This window comes from Pseudomonas taiwanensis DSM 21245, assembly GCF_000425785.1.
GTDB lineage: Bacteria > Pseudomonadota > Gammaproteobacteria > Pseudomonadales > Pseudomonadaceae > Aquipseudomonas > Aquipseudomonas taiwanensis.
This window is the reverse complement of sequence record NZ_AUEC01000012.1, coordinates 182,676-200,793: the sequence shown is the minus strand read 5'-3', so window position 1 is coordinate 200,793 and position 18,118 is coordinate 182,676. Positions and strand designations below refer to the sequence as shown.

Here is an 18,118-nt window from a genome sequence, read left to right as displayed (position 1 = left end):
CAGGCAGGCAGGCAGGCAGGCAGGCAGGCAGGCAGGCAGGCAGGCAGGCAGGCAGGCAGGCAGGCAGGCAGGCAGGCAGGCAGGCACAAAATAGTAGGAGAAACGCAAAAGCGCTTCCTAAAGAAAAAGCAACAGTGCTAACATGGATTTATAGCTACCACTAATATATACCGAGTATACCTAACACGTCAACCCCCCCTCCACATTTTAGGATCTACTTCACATGCTCCTCGAAAATCAGACTGCCACACCCTTCGACCCCGTCGCCTCGCTTTCGAATGAGTCCCACGTCAACAAGCGCCCCCAGCTCATTCGTCCCCTCCTCATCCGAGATCGCGATCGATGAACGCCGTCGTCAAGGTCAAGGTCGACTACCGGGGGCCGACCAATGTGAAGACGATTCGCTTGCCGGCTGTGCTGACCGACAAGGGCATCCTGACCTCCCTGCTGCAGTATCAGAGTGAGCAGCATCGGAGCCAATCGTGGCACCAGAAAGTGAACCTGGTCGTCCGGCTGCTGCTCACCTTCGTTGACCACGGCGGCATCCCTTTCACCTCGCCCACAGACCTCCTCAAAGGTTTTCGGCATGCGCTGTATTACGGAACAGTCGACGAGCGCCTGGAAGACCCGACAGGCTTGTACTGGGGGCCCCGCACGACGGAGACTGCCGACGACCTGATCAACCTATTGACGGGATACACCGACTGGCTCACTCGTCAACCAGGCCACAGTGGGGTTCTCATGAACCCGATCAGGGACGCCTCTGGCTATGAGGAGCGGCTGAATTGGTGCGCCTACCATCATCGCCAAGACAACAAGCTCTTGAATCACTTAACGAGCGACGCGCAAGCGGAGGCGAACTTCTTTACCCGCGAGGTGGGACGGCAACAATCAAGCGTGATTGTCGATGAAGTTAAGCGCTTTCCTGAAAAGCACTTCCACAGGCTTCTTGATGAAGGTTTCGTGATTGCAGGCAAGCAAGACGAGGAAAAAAACCTGCGTACCGATTGGAAAAGTCAGTGCATAACAATCCTGATGAACAGTGGCGGCATTCGTAAAAGCGAGGCATTTCACATTTACCTTGACGACATAGATATTGATGAAGATCTAATGGAAGCAGTCGTGACCATCCACCATCCATCGGATGGGAAAGTCAAGAACGACAACTATGCAAACCGCAGAGAGTACCTACTTAAAAAATTCCGGCTAAAGCCACGCACAGATTATTTGAAATCAGAATCCCAGCATGCCGGCTGGAAGGCGCCCGCCATTAACAATCAACGTTACTTTGAAGTTCAGTTCTTCCCACCATCGAAAGCTCAAGAATTTCTCTTGGCCTTTCGTAATTACGTGCTTTATCAGCGCGTAGAACCGAAAGGCCTGGGACACCCGTATGCATTTACCAACAGTAATGGCGAGCCTGAAACCATCAAGAACTTCCAGCGCTTGCATCGTGCCGCCGTAGAGAGAATTGGTCTGAAATCTGCCAAATACCATGGCACTACCGAACACGGACATCGACATGCCTATGGCTATCGACTTGCAGAGGCTGGATTCAGTGCTGTCGAGATCAAAAAAGCCATGCACCATAAATGCGTAACCTCTTGCCAAGTGTATATCCAACCGACCAACTCGGATCTTCGCAAGAAAATGCGCCAAGTTGAGGCTGCGCATAAAGCCACGCTCCCAAATTCGGACGCACCGCAATCACCATAGATTCTACCCAGACCCACAAAGGCTCGCACACCTATCAGTAAAGTGCCATCGGCCTACTGAAGACGCCTTTAAACCTACGACGAAGGTTTCGAGGTATGAATGCGCTCGCCCTATAAAAACACCCCGAGCACCTACTAGTCAATGTAATTTCCAGAGAGCCAAGAATGCACAGCAGTCAAACATCATTAATGCGCATCACCGACACTCTGGACAATTATCTTGAACAGACGGCTGGCGACTTCCTATCTGCCCTACACAACATCGACAATCAGACCACAGAGAAAGCCGACGAGGACAACCGGGGGAAGCTAACTCTGCTTAACCAGCCAGAGAAAGGAGACCTTAACTTGAGAAATCCAAATAGGCAGACAGCAAGACTCGAAAACAAGCATTCAAATTCTCCCACACCCATAAACCTAGCCACAAAGCCTCTCCGCCAGCAGATAAATTCCTTCCACGCTACGCAGCAACTCGGCGAACGGATGCGGCACATCAAGTAGTACCTGATTAAAAACTGACTGCATATCAATTTTCTTTTATTAACTTACTGGAGCCCCCAAATGGGCAAGATAAAAAATTTCTACCCAACGTTTGAAGAAGCACGCGAAGCGTGTATTCGTTTGAAAATCACAACCGTTAGAGAATATAAAAAGCGCCGCACAGAGGATCCTCGCCTACCGAGCGCCCCTCATGAATACTATCCAGAAGAATGGCGTGGCCATTTGCACTTCATCGGGCAAGCCGAACCCGAAACCCACAGCTTTGAAGATGCCAAGTGTGCAGTCTTGAGACTTGGCATTACCTCATCCGCCGAATATTTAAAACTTTACAAAAGAGATTTCAGACTCCCTTCTCGACCAGACCAAACATACATTTCTGAATGGAAGGGCTGGATTGACTTTCTCGACAAAGAGCAAAAATATTCAGATTATTATGAGGCCCGCGCAATCGCACGCTCTTACCATTTCCGTACTGCGTCGGACTATCGAGACACCTGCATCGATATTGACCCACGCTTCTATGCTGCTCCTCAGCTAGCCTATAAGGAATGGAATGGATGGAATGATTACTTGGGTCTGGGCAAGGAAGCACTCCTCAAATACGAAGATGCGCGAGATCTGGTACGAAATGCAGGCATAACAACTCGGGCGGCCTACATTAAATTGAGAGCAGAGAATCCTCGCCTCCCCGCAGGCCCTGAGTCTACCTACAAGAAAATGTGGCACGGGTGGTTGCATTTTCTGGGGCTGGCTCGAAAACCCTACGAACACTATCATGAAGCCCAGGCTGCCGTGCGGGCGCTCGGTATTGCCACGAAAGGCGAATATCATGCATGTTTCTCTGAAGATACTCGCCTCCCCCCATCGCCAGATAGAGCGTATCCCAACTGGAAAGACTGGGAAGACTTCCTGGGCGGGCAACCAAAGTATCCCACTATCGAAGAAGCTACTGCTGCCGTCCGCAAACTCGGGATCGATGTCAAAAATGATTATCTGACCCGCTTCAGCGAAGACCCCATGCTCCCCAAAAGGCCAGACATCTTTTATCAGCGAGCATGGCCGAAGACCGGATGGCACGCTTTCCTTTTTGGTGCATTCTACCCAACGATGCGCGCGGCAGCGGCAGCCGCACGTGACTTGGGCGTTGTTTCAATTACCGATTATGCGCGGCTTCGGCACGGAGACCCAAAACTTCCTGGAGCCCCACGTGACGTATATAAGGATTACACCACTTGGGCCGACTTTATCTTGCCCGAGAAGTGCTCTACTCTTGAGGAACTCAAATTTGCCGTAAAGTATCTCGGCATAAAAAACAGTGTAGAGTATCGAGAAAAGCTATCGCAACACCCATGCCTTCCTGCGAATCCGGAGCGGTGTTTCCCTCACGACTGGGTAAACTGGTTTGATCTATGCGACATGATCAAGCCATACTCTTACGAGGAAGTCGTTGCAAAACTTCAGCCGCTCGGCCTTAGTTCTGCACTAGAGTACAAGGCCCATATCATTGAAACTGGCGACAATCGTTTTCCACTCACACCTGACAAGGTATATGATGATGAGTGGATCAACTGGACTTCTTTCCTTGGAAAAACAGAGCCCTATACTATTTCGACCTTGCGTGCGCCTTATGAGCAGTGGCAACCGGCAATCGTAAAGTTCTTACGCAGTGTCAGGGGCGCTTCGACCAAAGAGAACTACATTGTCCGCTACGTTCGCGACTTTCTCGCCCCCAGGAAAATCGGTCGCCATCCAACCGACATTTTCACATCAGACCGCTTCAACACAGATGAATTTAAACTCTATATCACCACCCTAAAGGAAACGCTGCAGCGCAAGGTGGTTAACGCGCTCAAGGAATTTTCTGAACACTATATTAGTAGCAATTTGAGCATTGAGTGCGAAGATACCCGCGAACGTATCATGATTGAGGGAGCCCGGGATCCATTCATGGTGATCAATCCGGCAATCGCACCCAGTTTCCAGCCAAGTGAAACCGTCAAACCTTGCCTGGCGTTCCACCACGTAGCTGGGTTGCGAGACTGGATTATTCCCCCTACTGCTCAAAGTTTCTCAGACCTCACTCACCTGCATGAGTTTGAGGCTGACTGGTATGAATTCGACGAGAATCTGATCGATCCTGACGACCCTAACTGCGTCTACAAGTTTGTCAACGGAAAGTGCCGTATCTGGTTCCCGGCCGCCTGGATGCATACTTACGCCCTTGCCTCAGTCCCATTGCGCGGTTTTCAGATTGCCTACGCTGACTCCGGGGAGGGTGACCAGGAAATCCCTGTCATTCGTGACGGTAAAATTGAATGGATTACCAACCCCAAGCGAATCAAGGGCAAGCCCAAGCCACAGGGATTCATCAAGCGATATGAAGACGATGAAATTGGCATGCATATCACAACCAACAAAACTTCACGCAAGCGCCCAACCTATAACGTCCCCTGGATGCCAGCAGCACTCGGCTTGTGGTGTATCCGGTTAAGGGAATGGCAAACTAAGTACAATCCAATAACCCGGGCGATGCCTTGGATTGAGTGCCGCCATACAAATTACTCAGAAAATGACCTTCTAGCCAAGGGGAGCAATTGCTTCCTATTCCGGGAGCTTGGAGCAGAAGAATGCAGCGGGAGCTTCTCCCCTAGGCTTCACAATCGTATCGCCATCGCGCTTTATAACTCACAGCCTCAAAGTGTCGAACTGGCAACACTAAACGGCAACCCGAACGGAGTCACTTCCTACACATCTATTTATACTCCTCACACGATGCGGGTCAGCCTGATTACCGCCTATGTTATGGACGAGCGTATTCCTATGGAAATGATCGTTAAGATCGTAGGCCACAGCTCTGTTGTCATGACTATGTACTACGTGAAAATCAATGAAAAAATGATGCGGCTGAAATTTACGGAGGCAGAGAAGCGGGCCCTGTCCTCCCAAGCTAGAGAGGACTGGCAGAAAATCCAGCAGGGTCGCACCGAGCAGGTACGCCATGCATTGATCACAAACAATTCTGAAGCCATTACTCGATTTGCAGGAAGTTTAGCGCCAGGCAGTACATTGTTCAGGGATTACGGACTATGCCCCTATGCTGCTGATCGTTGCCATGACGGCTTCATGGCAGAAGTCGGAAAGTGGACATACGTGCCTGCGGGCTACCTTGGAAGTGAGAACTGCATTCGCTGCAGACATTTCATTACTGGGCCGGTTTTCTTGGGAGGCCTGCTATCTCTGAGCAATGAGATCTCGCTTGCGGCAAAGTTCCAGTTTGACCACATTCATGATATGGAAGAGCTCAACTACGATCTGGAGCAGCGCGCCAAAAAATGCAGGGAAGATCAGAGTGACATTGAAAATGCTGGAGGGACTTATGATACCACGGAGCTAGATGAACTTGAGTCTCAGATCAATGGCAACTATGGACAAATTTCCACTGCTTCCCGGACGGCGGACATGTACCTGTCGGACATGAATGGAATCAAGCGACTAGTGGAACAGTGCCAAGCCGCCCTCAACGAACAGGTTGACAACGATCATGCTTCAAACGCCACCCAACTTATCATTCAAGAAGAACATGAGGTAATGTTTGCCTTTGAGGAAACATCCTTTTTCCAACAGTTGAGCGAGGTCTGCGAAAATGCTCAGATCTACGTCTCAGCCAAAGCCGACCTGGCGCTCACGACACGCTCTCAGCACTTGGATCGACTTCTGCAGCTGAACGAGCTTCAGCCGACATTCTTCCGGCTGGACAAGCGACAGCAACTGGTCATCGGCAATCAGGCTACCCAGTTCCTGCTTTCACGCCTGGGATCATGGGACAACCTGGACGCTGTTGTAGATGGACGGTTACTGATGCGCGACCTTCCGGAAAACCAAAGGCTCACCATGCAATCCTTTGAGATGCTACTGAAGGGGGAGAAAGCCAGCGCGGTACTTGCCTATGCCCTCGAAGATGATAACGCTCAACGAACACGCAATACCCAGGACGCGGGTGTGATCGAATACACGTTCGAGCAGGTGGGCAAATCGGTTGTTCTGCACTCGCCTGAGGAGTATGCCTGATGACCCCCGAAGAGCTCTTGGCAGAGCTTAAAGCCACCAGCAAACCCCGCACGCACAAAACGCTCGATGCGGTTTACATGGCATGCAAGGAGCAACGCGAGCGCGGCAGCACCGATTTCAGCTACGCGATGATTTCTCGCGTTGGCAAGGCATACGGCGTCCCGGCAACACAGAGCTTGCATAATGCCAGCGGAGCCAACTACCGCGCATTGATCGACTCGTTTGCACCCAAAGTAGGGCCTAAGGAGCCCAAAGCTACCGGCCCGTACGGCTGGATTGAAGCATTACCAATGGGGGAAACAAAGCTCTTGGCCAAGATGCTGTTGGCGGAGCTCAAGGCAGCACAACGGATAATCAAAGAGGTGCTGCCAAGCGATCGGGTGTTTGAAATCGACCTAAGGCAACAGCCGGCAGCGCAGTTCAAGCTACTACCTGGAGAGCGACGAGCGTTGGAATACATCAGTTCTGAAGCCTTTTTCACCAAGCGCTCACTCACGCGGGGGCCACGAGGCGAGGTCTGCGGGCCAAACAACGACGAGCTCTTCCGACCAGGTACGATGAATGCGATTGATAAGGCCTTGAAGCATCTCTAGCCTTCCGCCCCGCCGCGCTTGCGAGTTTCCCAGCCTGCCACCCCAAGACTGCGCCATTAACTGTGGTGCGGTTGACCTCAACGCTCCTCTACCGAGTTCGAGGTCGAGGTCGAGGTCGAGGTCGATCATGAGCAACACTGCGGGAAGACTCACCTTTGCTTCATCGCACTCTGCCTTCTTCAGCGTGGTAGGCTCGTACGGACGATACGTGGCGGCTCAAGGCTCTAAGCCGAATCGGTGTAAATGTCGCCATCTTCATGTAGTCGTCGAGCGTCCGATAGAGGAGCGCTCGGTGTCCCGATTAACAATAGGAGCCGAGATTGGCCACCAACATCATCACCCGCGCAGGCCATAACGCTCTGAAGACAGAGCTCGACCACCTCTGGCACACCTATCGCCCCGAGATCACCCAGAAGGTGACTTGGGCCGCCTCTCTTGGTGATCGGAGCGAGAACGCGGATTATCAGTACAATAAAAAATTGCTGCGTGAAATTGATCGACGCATTCGTTATCTGAGAAAGCGGCTTGAGGACATTCGCGTCGTCGATTACTCCCCGGAACAAGAAGGCAAAGTATTCTTCGGCGCTTGGGTCGAAATCGACAATGAGGACGGTGATAGCAAGCGATTCAGGATTGTTGGCTACGATGAGATTTATGGACGAAATGACTATATCTCAATTGATTCTCCCATGGCTCGTGCGCTTTTGAAAAAAGAAGAAGGCGATGAGGTAGTGGTGCAAACGCCGACAGGCGAAGCAACCTGGTATATAGCAAGCATATCGTATGAACAGCATACGCCCTCACAACCGTAACTACCATTACTCATCCGCCCTCCTGACTTCACTCAGCCAGATAATCGGGGAGCCACAATGTCCTCCCCGACATTGTGAACGCGCTATTGTGAACGCGCTGTTGCGAGTTTTTACACTTACATGCTAGACTTCTACTCCCGGATTACCTGAACCGAGCGGTCGGCTTGCGAAAGCATTTGCTATCAGGCGCCTCATTTCCTTGCACGCATTTCGACAATCGTCAGCGGGCAGCCGACACCCTGGCGCTTGGAGAACTGCAATGCAAATTCCTGTCTATCCTGACGACATTAAACGTCATAGCTTCAAACGCCTGGCTAAAGCCTTTCAGAAAAAGTGGCCTGGCAATCAGTCTATCCAGCTTTCTTTAGCTCAAGAGGTGCTAGCCAGAGGGTTGGGCTATTTGAGCTACCATAACCTCATGAAAGAGGCCGAAAAGCCGCCAATCCATCCCGTGGTTCCAAACTTAGCTGTCATACAGTTGAGACTGTCTGAAGTCGCCCAGGCTGAGTTAAATCACGAAGACGTGCCACCGTCAGCGATTTCGTCCTTTGTCTCCGACTTGCCCTTTTATGTGCTAAGCGCTTACTCCAATCCAACGCAATTGACTCGTGCCCCTGCATCTAAAGTGCGCACCAAAAAGATCATATTATCCTCTCGACAACTTGAAATCTTGGTAAAACACGTGAAAAGTCAGGGCAGCCTTCGTGACAATGCCCTAATGGATTTCGTGGTTACGGGGGCTCGCAGTCATGTTTTTCTTAAGCTGCAAAAAAAACACCTCACTCTCACACCATCGAGCCTGACTGTAGAAACAAATGACTTTACTTGGACATTACCTGTCCCAAGCGCCATAGCTTTGCTCGCCTCCCAACATGGCGCAGATCCAGAGAAATTCCTGTTTCCATCCAAAAATAGCGAATCAAGTCCAATGAGCAGCAATGAATTCAACAAGCTTTACAAAACGTGGCTCAAAGGCTGCTATTTAGATTCTTACATCACGTCGCACAGCGCACGACTTGCGATAGTAAAATCAGCGATTGCAGACAAGACCCTCGATCCGAACAATATTAAAAGGCTAATGCGCCATGCACTGCCTCCGATGACCTTAGCTATCTACAAATCTTTAGGCATAAAAGACGCCTAGTACTTAACATCTTGACCTCAACTGCCTTCTGAAAAATGACTCGACTGCCGGGAGCATCGCCCCGGCAGCCGATGATCCTTCACGCAAAGACGAACCAGCCCTGGTGATCTTGCCTCTCTCTTTCTAGATATCGCCAGTCGCCCCTATTAGCCGCGACCTCGTCGTGACCGCGCCTCTAAAGTCCGTTCCGTCGAGACGCGCCTTTTGGAAACTCGACCGGGCCAGATAGGCCAATCGAAAATCGGCATGCCGCAGATCAGCGCCCGCGAAGTCAGTGTCAGCGCCCCAACACCCGGACTCACAGCAGGGTCGCAGTAAGTCTGGTAGAACCTGGCGTGCCTCAGATCTGCGCCTGCAAAGGATGGCACCATCCACAGATTATGGATCATTGCAAACGGAGCGATCAGGCCGCTCATGTCTACCTGAATCAGACTGTGGCTCATCGTCAGCTTGTTGCTCAAGGAGCTGGCAGTGCTGCTTCACATGCCCTTCAAAAAGGAAAAGGCATACACACGTCGGCTATAGCCTTGCGAATGGTCATGTAAGGCACTCATCAATCGCAAGAGTACAAATGTTCTCCTCGCAAGCTGATCAAGCATATACTGTATGCATCGTCAGAATTTTGGGCGATGACACGAACCTCCCCCAGTGCCAGCTAATGAACAGCCTGGCCTCAAACCCGCATGTTAGATTGTCCGCTCAAGCCATAAGGCGAATGCACAGGGTTGGTCGCAGCATCAGCAGCCACCGGGAGTGACAAATTGGTAAGCACAGGAACCGCATATGACGCTCAAGACGTCCTTTGCCACCGTCCTTCGATCGCTTCGGAGCAAACGAAATATTTCACAGCGGGATTTCGGGGATACCAGCCGCACCTACCTGTCGAAGCTGGAAGGCGCCAGGTCAAACATCACGCTGGAAAAACTAGACCAAGTCAGCCAGCGGCTAGAGCTGAGCCCGCTGACGCTCATGACACTGACTCTGTGCCAGGATACGGATAGATCTGCGGTGGATCTCCTTCAGCAAGTTCATGCTGAAATACAGAGTCTTGAGCGGGACGGAGGTGTTCCTGGGCTGGAGGGAGCAATGAGTGATGCTGCCGATCATATGCACCATTTGCCGGGGCCCCGCTTGGCAGCAGCAGTGCATTGAGGGTGTCAACAAGGCGTGATCGCCCTGAACTGTAGGTGGTTGAACGACAGTCCAGAGTTGCGGTTATGCGTTAAATCCCTTAGCTGCCGTATTGGTACTCGCGCCACCACTTAGGGCCACTGTTCAGCCCCTAACCAGAAGAGCTGCTCCACGGCCTTAGAGATACCAAGCCGGGAGCGCATAGATGGCCCACTGGCTTTAACAGCAACTCGTCTGAAAGTGAACACACTCCCGATCTTGCAGACGTGCTATTCGCGAACGCTCCATGCTAGATTGATAGCCATGTGTCATCACCGCATTGATTGCTAACGGTAGAGGCCGATCGCGCCCAATACCGACGCCACAAGGAATGTTTCATGTCTGGCTCCAATACCCGTTTCTACGGCAGGTCATCTGCCGCTAATCCCGCCTGTGAAACCTTGGAGCTGTACACCCAGCTCTCTTCACCCAAGGAAGAGGTGGTCGATCAGATTGAGGTCGGCGATGTCCTGGAGGTCGTTGTCAACACGCTGAACAGCTTCAGTACCGTTCAAGTACTGTGGCGCGGGCGATTGGCCGGGGGAATCGCCTCCCCCGACATCCAGTTGCTCCAGCGCTGCCTCAGCGAGGGGGTAATTTATCTCGCCGAAGTAAAGGAAAAGAGCGGCGGAGAGATTCGAGTTCGAATTTACCCTTACACAGCTTAAGGCAAGGAAGCTCACGATGATCACTGTAGTTGGTGGAGTGTACCAAGAGCGTTGCATGTCACCTCGCTGGGTCGAGGTGTATGGTTCGGGCGGTCGTGCCGCGACAGCGCTTGCGAGGATGGGGGCCCAAGTGAGCTTGCACGCCTATGCAGATGCCCACACGGAAGGGGTGATTTGCCAGCGTGCCGCACTTGAAGGTTTCGATGTGCATCTTGAAAGCATCGAGCAATCCGTCGGTTTCTCCTACACCCACGGATTGTCCACGCCATCGATTTTCAAGCCTGTTGTTGACCTGCCGGCCCTGCAAGTGAAGGCCGACTGGGTTGTGCGTTTTGGCATGATTGAGGGGGATGCTGTGGTGGACGCCGAGTTCGCCGTTTACGACCCCCAGAGCCCGGTGAGCCCACAGAGCTTCTCGGCAAACGGTTCGAAAGCCAAGCACCTTGCCCTCATTCTCAACCACAACGAAGCAGAGGCACTGTACGGAAGCCGTGAACCCAATGTCGAGAGGCTCGCCGCTGCCTTGTCCGAAATGGAGAAGGCCGAGGTCGTCATCATCAAGAGGGGGCCTCTGGGCGCGTTGGTGTACACAGGCGGCCAGTCTTCCACAGTCCCGGCCTACGCAACCTCCAGGGTTTTCAAGATTGGCTCGGGAGACAATTTCGTCGCCCATTTCGCGTACAACTGGCTTGAGCTCAAACTCCCGCCCCACGATGCCGCACTGAATGCTTCGCGCGCCACCGCCTTCTACTGCCAGCACCAGGGGTTTGGCACACAGAAGAGACTGAAGGACTTCCAGCCGGCGCCGCTGATAATTTCCAACGATTACCGTCACGGGAAGCGGCCCAAGATTTACCTGGCTGGCCCCTTCTTCACCCTTGCCCAACTCTGGTTGGTAGAGGAGGCGCGTAACGCCTTTTTGGACATGGGCCTTGGGGTGTTCTCCCCCTACCATGACGTGGGCCATGGCCCCGCAGCGGAGGTCGTCCAGAAGGATGTAGATGCCATTCACGAATGTGAGTTGATGTTCGTGATCGGTGACGGGCTGGACGCGGGCACTATTTTCGAGATCGGCTACGCCAGGGCCTTGGGTAAACCTGTGATCCTGTATGTGGAAAACGAGTCCGAAGAAGACAAGAAGATGATGGAGGGTACGCATTGCGTGATCAGCAACGACTTCGTCACCGCGATTTACCAGACTTCTTGGGAGGCTGTGGCGGTATGAAGCGTGCCCTGCTCCTCTCGGGAGGCATGGACTCCCTGGCTTTGGCCTGGTGGAAACGCCCGGAACTGGCCATCACCCTTGATTATGGGCAACTCGCGGCGCAAGCGGAGATCGGTGCATCGCGTACCATCTGCAAACATCTCGGCATTGAGCACCATGTTGTCTCAATTGACTGCCGATCACTGGGCTCAGGCGATATGGCCGGGGCCAACGCAGATGCACATGCCCCTGCGTCGGACTGGTGGCCCTACAGGAACCAGATGCTGATCACGCTCGCCGCCATGAAAGCGATCAGCCTCGGAGCCAACGTCTTGTACCTGGGGTCTGTCAGTTCTGACGGCTCACACCAGGATGGAACACCCGCATTCGTGGCCGCCATCAGCCAGTTGATGGCCATGCAAGAGGGCGGTATGACCGTAGAGGCGCCCGCGATCAATTTGACAACATCCGAATTGGTGCGTGCCTCCGGCGTGCCAATGAACTATTTGTCCTGGGCGCACAGTTGCCACAAATCAAATGTGCTCTGCGGTAACTGCAGGGGCTGCAATAAGTATTTCGAGGTCTGGAAAGAGCTGGATCATGACCTGGACACGGCACCCTAGCCCTTCACCACGGTCGATTCCAGAGCCCTATGAGCTCTATTCTTGGCCGGCGGGAGAGCATCTGTTTTTCGCTGCCACCAAAGGCAGTGCTCCTAAAGCAGCCTCCCCCTCAGTTTTCGAGGCGCTGACACGGCGACGCAGCAGACGATCCTTCGGGCCGGTGAACATAGATGCCCTAGGGTCGCTTCTCTGGCACACCGCAGGGATCATGGCGTGCGAACCTTCTGGGTACGGGCCTCGCCTGGAGCAGCGCCCTACCCCTTCTGCGGGCGCGCTCCATCCCATTCACCTGCTTCTGAAAATGCCGGATCTTCCCGACTGGTATCGATATGACGGGGAGGCGCATGCGCTTGTGCAGGTGCCTGGTGTTTCCCCTGCCCTCACGCCCCTTCTGGGTCAAAGCCTGGAGGTTATCGACTCCCCTTTCGCCACCCGAATCGCTTTGATTGCCGAGCCTGGCAAGAGTTACGCCAAGTATCATCACGCTGCGAGCCTGATCTGGCGTGATGCCGGCGCTTTACTAGGTACGCTGTCGATTGCAGCCGAAGCTCTCGGCATGCATTTCTGCCCCTTGGGCATCACCGGTGAGCCGTGGGTCAGCGAGCTATGCCCTGCAGGACGACTGGCCGGTGTCGGTATGGCATTGATTGGCAGTCCTGAACTTGCAGGCTCAGGCGGCCCTCAACTTGGCTCTGCCTAAAAGATCATGGACAACATGCGATGCGGACATCATCTGGTACCACATCAACGCATCCAATGCAGATGGCCTGACCGACAACGCCCGACTGAACGCCAGGAACTCTTGCTCCAACTGCAGGTAATGCCGCTCCACCGTCAAGCCCGGAGTGAAAAAACCCGCGAGCGCGCCCGCCCTCAGGATATGGATGTCCAGGATGGCCACATCATCGGCGTCCAACCAGTTGCGCGCGATCCATGAGGCGGTCTTGAACCCGATGCCAGGAATCGAAAGCAGCCAGTTCCGCAGCGCTTGGCCAGAGTGCAGAGGAATGTCGTCGGCGTGCAAGGCGCTGAGGGCTGCATGGAGATATCGGGACTTCTGCCGGGCAAAACGATAATGCACCGTTTTTCCGTCAAGTTTCAGCGGCTCGGACAACCAGGCCAGCAGCTCACCTTCTGAAGGCAGGTGGCAGGCAAAAGCCCCTTTGCCCTTGAGATGTGCAAAGGCGGCCAAACCTACGCTCGCAGGGATACCATGACCACCGAGAAGGCAGGCGCCCACTTCTTCCCTCAAGGTGGAGCCCAGTTTGTAATTCAGGGGGTGCGGCTGAATTTCATCCGCCCACGCCTGGTACGCCCAGTAGGCCGGAGAGGGAAAGGCTTCGATCGGCCCCCATTGCACACCAGGGAGCACCTCGCTTTGCGCTTCAGGAAACTGCCGCCGGTGTACGATCATATCTGAGATTACACACCCCATCTGCATGGCTATCTCACTCCCTCTCCATAAGTGTCGTTCATCCACTGAATCAGGTCATTGCGCTCTACCGGAGGCATGAGTGCGATCCTCTCGCGCAGCCGAACTTGGCGGCGAGCGATGGTCTGCCGCTCTCTATAGGTATGGCCCAGATAGCGGGTATCATGTATCGCCTCGGGCTCAGAAAAGTTCATCCAGACACACTCCTCACGCATACCTGAATGCGTCTTGGCGTTGAAGCTAATCATTCGCCACCCCTCCAGCGCCTCCAGGTAGAGATCACTGCGATACCCCGAGACCATCACCATGCACGGAAGCGTCTTCAAGGTTGCCAATAGCTCGACATGGCCCTGCTGGTCGTACTCAAAGCGATAAACTTTTTTGCTTTTGCGGGTCTCCGGCAGGTAAGGAGGATCAGCGTAGACCAACTCGTTCCCGGTGAAGGTGTGCCCCTGCAGGAATTCGCGGGCGTCCTTATGCACGAATTCGCACCGCCCGCGCAAGTCGTTTTGCTGCCACAAGGCATGCACGGCAGGATCAATGTCGATGCCAATGCTGCGAGCCGCCGGCTTCTTGTGCCGCATCACGGCGCCTGCCCCTAGGTGGGTTTCGATGTAGACCTGATGCGAGGGCATCAGATTGATCAAGCGCTGGTAGCACTTGCCCTTTCCGCCTGGATAATTCATGACTTGATCATCGTCAAAAGTGACGATGATGTCAATTGGCCCGAGCGCCATTCCTGACGGCACAAAGCGGCTTGAGACCGTATTCCCAGTACTCTTGGAAGGGTTATACTGAGCATCATCATGGCTTTTTGCCAACACAGCCCAAGGTGTTCGGCAGGGTTGCGAATACAGCTCAAAGGGAATATTGATGCGCATTGTAAAATTCAGAGCCGAGAAACTCTTTGGTCGTTTTGATTACGAGATCAATCTGGATCCGCCAAGCGGTAATACCATTATTACTGCGCCGAACGGTTACGGTAAGTCAACCATTCTTCGGATCCTGCAAAATTTCGCATCTGGCGACTATTACTATTTCATCCGCGAAAACTACTCCATCATTGAGTTCACCTTCTCGGAAGGCCACCCCCTCACCATTTACAAGACGCTTGAAGACAAAAGCAAACAAATGGTTTCATTCTCGCGCGGGAGCAAATTTGCCAAGCTAGGCGACCCGTTCGAGGACAACATCGATGAAAGCATTTACTTCATCGAGCGCGAGCTGAACTTCCTGACCCGGATCGGCTACACCACGTGGAAACATGACGTTTCTGGTGAAATTCTGGAACGACACGAAGTGCTGGCAAGGTATGGTGGCAAAAGCAATCTCCGCCACCGATTCCGCGCGATCGACTGGGTTGAAGATTTGCGTGCACAGTTGTCCATCTATTCAATTCCGACGAACAGACTCAAAGAGGGCGAAAATCCATCCGCCCATTCGTCGATGGTGACACTGATCGCGCGCGACATCGCCGAACTGATCAAGGACACCATTCGTAACCAGTTCAAGATCGGTCGTGAGAAGGAGACCAGCTTTCCGGCTCGCATCATCGACTCCCTCAAGTCGGGGGAAGCCCCTTCAGAAGACTCAATCAAGGAGTCGATTGCGGCAGTCCAGCATCATGAGTCACGGTATAAACGACTGGGATTGCTCCCCAAGGACAGCTCAACCACACACCTGAGTAACCAGACAGAGATCAGCGACTACGCCACCCGGGTCGTTCTCAAGACTTACCTGGATGACATCCACCATAAGTTCTCGGAGCTTGCTCCAGTTGCAAACAAACTCGAAGTCTTTACGAAATCGATCAACTCGCTATTCGCGTTCACGACAGCCTGGCCGTCGGCAGACGGAGGGATCGTAATCCGGGCCAAAGATGGAGAGAAAGACCCCCTGTCACTGGCAGCTCTGTCGTCAGGCGAACAGCACCTTCTGGTCATCCTGGGTAAGCTGGTGTTCAAGACGGAGCCTGGCTCACTGGTCTTGATTGATGAGCCAGAGATCTCGTTCCACCCTGAGTGGCAGGAGAAATTCCTGGACATCCTGGAGAGTATCCGTGAAATCAATGGATTCTCGACCGTCGTCGCGACCCACTCGCCCATGGTGATTGGCCATCGTTGGGATGACACCGTAGAGCTGGCTGAGCTGTATACCCAACATTCCTAAGGATGGGAAACCTGATGAGTCGACTTCGTGATGCACAGTGCAATCCAACCAACTTGTTGAATACCGCCAAGTTGATGTTCAAATCCAAGGGAGAGCAGACCATTGTCGTAGAGGGAGTGACCGATAAGTTCTTCCTTGAACAATGGTGTAAGGAAGGTGCTAGCATCCGGTTTGCCGGGATGCGTGGCAAAGAGCTTGTAGAAAAAATCTACCAAGCGTCCAAACATCCACACTACAGCGATCTTGAGCTTTTCTTCTTCGCCGACGTTGACTTTGACAATGTTGCCGGTGTCAAAATGATCAGCGATCCGCGCTTCATCTACAATGCATTCTGCCATCATAAATCGTTGGTTGAGTACAATGACCTGGAAGCATTCTTGATCAACAATGGCGCATTGGAGAAGGTACTGATCAACCACGGCATTGATCGGGCTAGCGCACCGGATATCAAACGCAAGCTGGAGGCTGCATCTCGCTACCTTGGTTCCCTGCGCGCTGCAGATATTGTTACCGTCAAGGCGTTTAAACTTTCCTCCAGCATCCTGAACAGTTTTGAGATAGAACCCTTTTTCGACGCACGGAACCTTGTCATCGACCAGAAAGCATTTGAAGCCCAACTACCGTACTGGTCGAACAACAAAAACTATGTCGAAGACCTGCTCGAAGAGGCTGAGAAAATAGAAAAGGCCAACACCAAACCCTGGGCGCTCAGCCGAGGCCATGACCTGACAGAGATGTTGGCTCTTCACTTGGAACAAGCGGGAAGCAAAGGAATGCGGGCGGAGCGGGTAGAGTCCATGCTGAGAATGGCGTGTGAACTGGCTACCTTCAAAGCCAGCCCGATGGGACGTAAGCTCGCTTCCGAATGCCCTCGATCGTTCATCGCTTAGTGGATCTGGTCTGTGCGCTGAGGGGAGAGCTTTCCTCCCCTATCCACACTGATTACGGTGTCTCCGCGCGCCGGCTTCGGCACCGCCCTCATCTACCCCGACAAGTAGCCGGAGTTAGTCGCCGTAAACCAGCAAGAATATCCTTTCAAGATCCCTAGTTACGTCTACTGCGTCAACTTGGGCCTGCTTGAAACACGCTTGAGCAGACCGGGAAACGTGCTCAAGCTGGCTGGAGGCCGACGGTACCAGTTGCCACACAAAGCGGACATACAAGCCCGCATCGGGGCCAACGATATCGCTGGGCAGCGAGTCAGGACGCAACATCCTTCGTTGGATCTCAAGGCCGATTGCTTGAAAATCCTCCGAAAGAGCCATTTGCTTGAGGGCGTCATCAGCTCGTTGCATTTGATCACCCGAGTAGCCTTTTAATGAGGATTGACTGATAAACAGGATCAGATAGCCCTTACCAGCGCGAGCGGCCAGAGCCCGTTCTCTCATCTGCTCCCGTATCGCATTGACAAGCTTTGTATTCATGGAATTCTTCCCCCCGTAATCTGCCCATACCTCGCACTACACCCCATACCAAAGCTCGACTCAAAGATTCGCCTGGTCGAGAGTCGAAAGCCTCTTCATACAAAGCCATCCCGCAACCCCTATAGACACCAATGAACAGCTGAGTCTGCCGAGTCCGTGAGAGCCTGACCTGGACATCTATTACCGTACCATCGTCCAGCACCTCCCCATGCGTCCGATGATGCAGCACTGGATCAACCCAGCCCCAAAATACATCCCCTCGAATACGCATTCCGCCTCCCCTGCCACTTATAGTCTGAATGCCCATCAACGAGATAATTCAATAATGACGAAGCCGGGATACTGCGCCTGGATGTGCTCTTGTCAGCAACGGCTGAGAATTGGAGGAGTCCCCCCGCAAACCAAGAAAATCGTTTTCATCCCCCACATAAGACCCCCTTATCACTCTACACCCCAATCAAAATACTAAACTTGCTGATTGCTCATATACAGATGGCAATCAGCTTTTTTGTGCGAGCACATTGCTTGTACATGCTATCAAGCTGCTCACCCAATAACTCAGACTCAGAAAATCTGAGAGACTAATGCAAAGTAC

Annotated in this window: 17 protein-coding genes; 12 read left to right on the top strand and 5 right to left on the bottom strand. The window is 53.0% G+C overall.

Annotated features, from left to right (window positions below; genetic code table 11):
- Nucleotides 1-342: 342 nt before the first annotated feature.
- From gmtY to H620_RS0104720, 5 genes are all read left to right on the top strand, one after another.
- On the top strand, nt 343-1,716 hold the full coding sequence (gene gmtY / locus H620_RS25545; protein ID WP_081669635.1) for a gamma-mobile-trio recombinase GmtY: 1,374 nt from the start codon (nt 343-345) through the stop codon (nt 1,714-1,716).
- Nucleotides 1,717-2,276: 560 nt separating this feature from the next.
- On the top strand, nt 2,277-6,284 hold the full coding sequence (gmtZ, locus tag H620_RS0104735) for a gamma-mobile-trio integrase GmtZ (RefSeq protein ID WP_081669634.1): 4,008 nt from the start codon (nt 2,277-2,279) through the stop codon (nt 6,282-6,284).
- Nucleotides 6,284-6,877, top strand: a complete 594-nt coding sequence (gene gmtX, locus H620_RS0104730) for a gamma-mobile-trio protein GmtX (RefSeq protein WP_027906851.1) — start codon at nt 6,284-6,286, stop codon at nt 6,875-6,877. Before gmtZ ends, gmtX begins: the two co-directional genes overlap by 1 nt.
- Nucleotides 6,878-7,197: 320 nt before the next feature.
- A complete protein-coding gene (gene greB, locus H620_RS0104725) occupies nt 7,198-7,689 on the top strand; it encodes a transcription elongation factor GreB (protein ID WP_027906850.1) in 492 nt (163 codons plus the stop codon).
- Nucleotides 7,690-7,948: 259 nt separating this feature from the next.
- Nucleotides 7,949-8,833 carry a tyrosine-type recombinase/integrase gene (locus tag H620_RS0104720; protein ID WP_027906849.1) on the top strand — a complete coding sequence of 295 codons (885 nt, stop codon included), beginning with the start codon at nt 7,949-7,951 and terminating at the stop codon, nt 8,831-8,833.
- A 123-nt stretch (nt 8,834-8,956) separates the two neighbouring features.
- On the opposite strand, the gene H620_RS27725 is transcribed toward H620_RS0104720, so the two are convergent.
- On the bottom strand, nt 8,957-9,208 hold the full coding sequence (locus H620_RS27725) for a pentapeptide repeat-containing protein (protein WP_081669633.1): 252 nt from the start codon (nt 9,206-9,208) through the stop codon (nt 8,957-8,959).
- A 408-nt stretch (nt 9,209-9,616) separates the two neighbouring features.
- Here H620_RS27725 and H620_RS25540 point away from each other — a divergent pair, with 408 nt between their 5' ends.
- From H620_RS25540 to H620_RS26855, 5 genes are all read left to right on the top strand, one after another.
- Complete coding sequence (locus H620_RS25540; protein WP_155950764.1) at nt 9,617-9,985, top strand: helix-turn-helix domain-containing protein; 369 nt, start codon at nt 9,617-9,619, stop codon at nt 9,983-9,985.
- A 356-nt stretch (nt 9,986-10,341) separates the two neighbouring features.
- Nucleotides 10,342-10,671 carry a hypothetical protein gene (locus H620_RS0104710; protein WP_027906848.1) on the top strand — a complete coding sequence of 110 codons (330 nt, stop codon included), beginning with the start codon at nt 10,342-10,344 and terminating at the stop codon, nt 10,669-10,671.
- A 16-nt stretch (nt 10,672-10,687) separates the two neighbouring features.
- Nucleotides 10,688-11,896 carry a PfkB family carbohydrate kinase gene (locus H620_RS0104705; RefSeq protein ID WP_027906847.1) on the top strand — a complete coding sequence of 403 codons (1,209 nt, stop codon included), beginning with the start codon at nt 10,688-10,690 and terminating at the stop codon, nt 11,894-11,896.
- Nucleotides 11,893-12,498, top strand: coding sequence for a 7-cyano-7-deazaguanine synthase (locus tag H620_RS0104700; RefSeq protein WP_027906846.1), 606 nt, complete (start codon nt 11,893-11,895; stop codon nt 12,496-12,498). Before H620_RS0104705 ends, H620_RS0104700 begins: the two co-directional genes overlap by 4 nt.
- A 301-nt stretch (nt 12,499-12,799) precedes the next feature.
- Nucleotides 12,800-13,198, top strand: coding sequence for a nitroreductase family protein (locus H620_RS26855; protein ID WP_155950763.1), 399 nt, complete (start codon nt 12,800-12,802; stop codon nt 13,196-13,198).
- On the opposite strand, the gene H620_RS0104690 is transcribed toward H620_RS26855, so the two are convergent.
- Together H620_RS0104690 and H620_RS0104685 are read right to left on the bottom strand one after the other, a co-directional pair.
- Nucleotides 13,169-13,912 carry an 8-oxoguanine DNA glycosylase gene (locus H620_RS0104690; RefSeq protein WP_244880943.1) on the bottom strand — a complete coding sequence of 248 codons (744 nt, stop codon included), beginning with the start codon at nt 13,910-13,912 and terminating at the stop codon, nt 13,169-13,171. The genes H620_RS26855 and H620_RS0104690 overlap by 30 nt on opposite strands.
- 29 nt (nt 13,913-13,941) lie before the next feature.
- The gene (locus tag H620_RS0104685; protein WP_244880942.1) at nt 13,942-14,811 is read right to left on the bottom strand and encodes a DNA adenine methylase; all 870 of its coding nucleotides are present in this window, start codon (nt 14,809-14,811) and stop codon (nt 13,942-13,944) included.
- On the opposite strand from H620_RS0104685, the gene H620_RS0104680 reads away from it, so the two are divergent.
- Together H620_RS0104680 and H620_RS0104675 are read left to right on the top strand one after the other, a co-directional pair.
- Nucleotides 14,804-16,099, top strand: coding sequence for an AAA family ATPase (locus tag H620_RS0104680; RefSeq protein ID WP_027906842.1), 1,296 nt, complete (start codon nt 14,804-14,806; stop codon nt 16,097-16,099). The two genes, H620_RS0104685 and H620_RS0104680, sit on opposite strands and share 8 nt — an antisense overlap.
- A 14-nt stretch (nt 16,100-16,113) precedes the next feature.
- Complete coding sequence (locus H620_RS0104675; RefSeq protein WP_027906841.1) at nt 16,114-16,989, top strand: hypothetical protein; 876 nt, start codon at nt 16,114-16,116, stop codon at nt 16,987-16,989.
- A 114-nt stretch (nt 16,990-17,103) separates the two neighbouring features.
- Here H620_RS0104675 and H620_RS0104670 read toward each other — a convergent pair whose 3' ends face one another.
- Nucleotides 17,104-17,523, bottom strand: a complete 420-nt coding sequence (locus tag H620_RS0104670) for a hypothetical protein (protein ID WP_027906840.1) — start codon at nt 17,521-17,523, stop codon at nt 17,104-17,106.
- Entirely contained in the window at nt 17,453-17,794 is a 342-nt protein-coding gene (locus tag H620_RS27335) for a hypothetical protein (RefSeq protein WP_081669631.1), read from the bottom strand. The genes H620_RS0104670 and H620_RS27335 overlap by 71 nt, the downstream gene beginning before the upstream one ends.
- Nucleotides 17,795-18,118 lie beyond the last annotated feature (324 nt).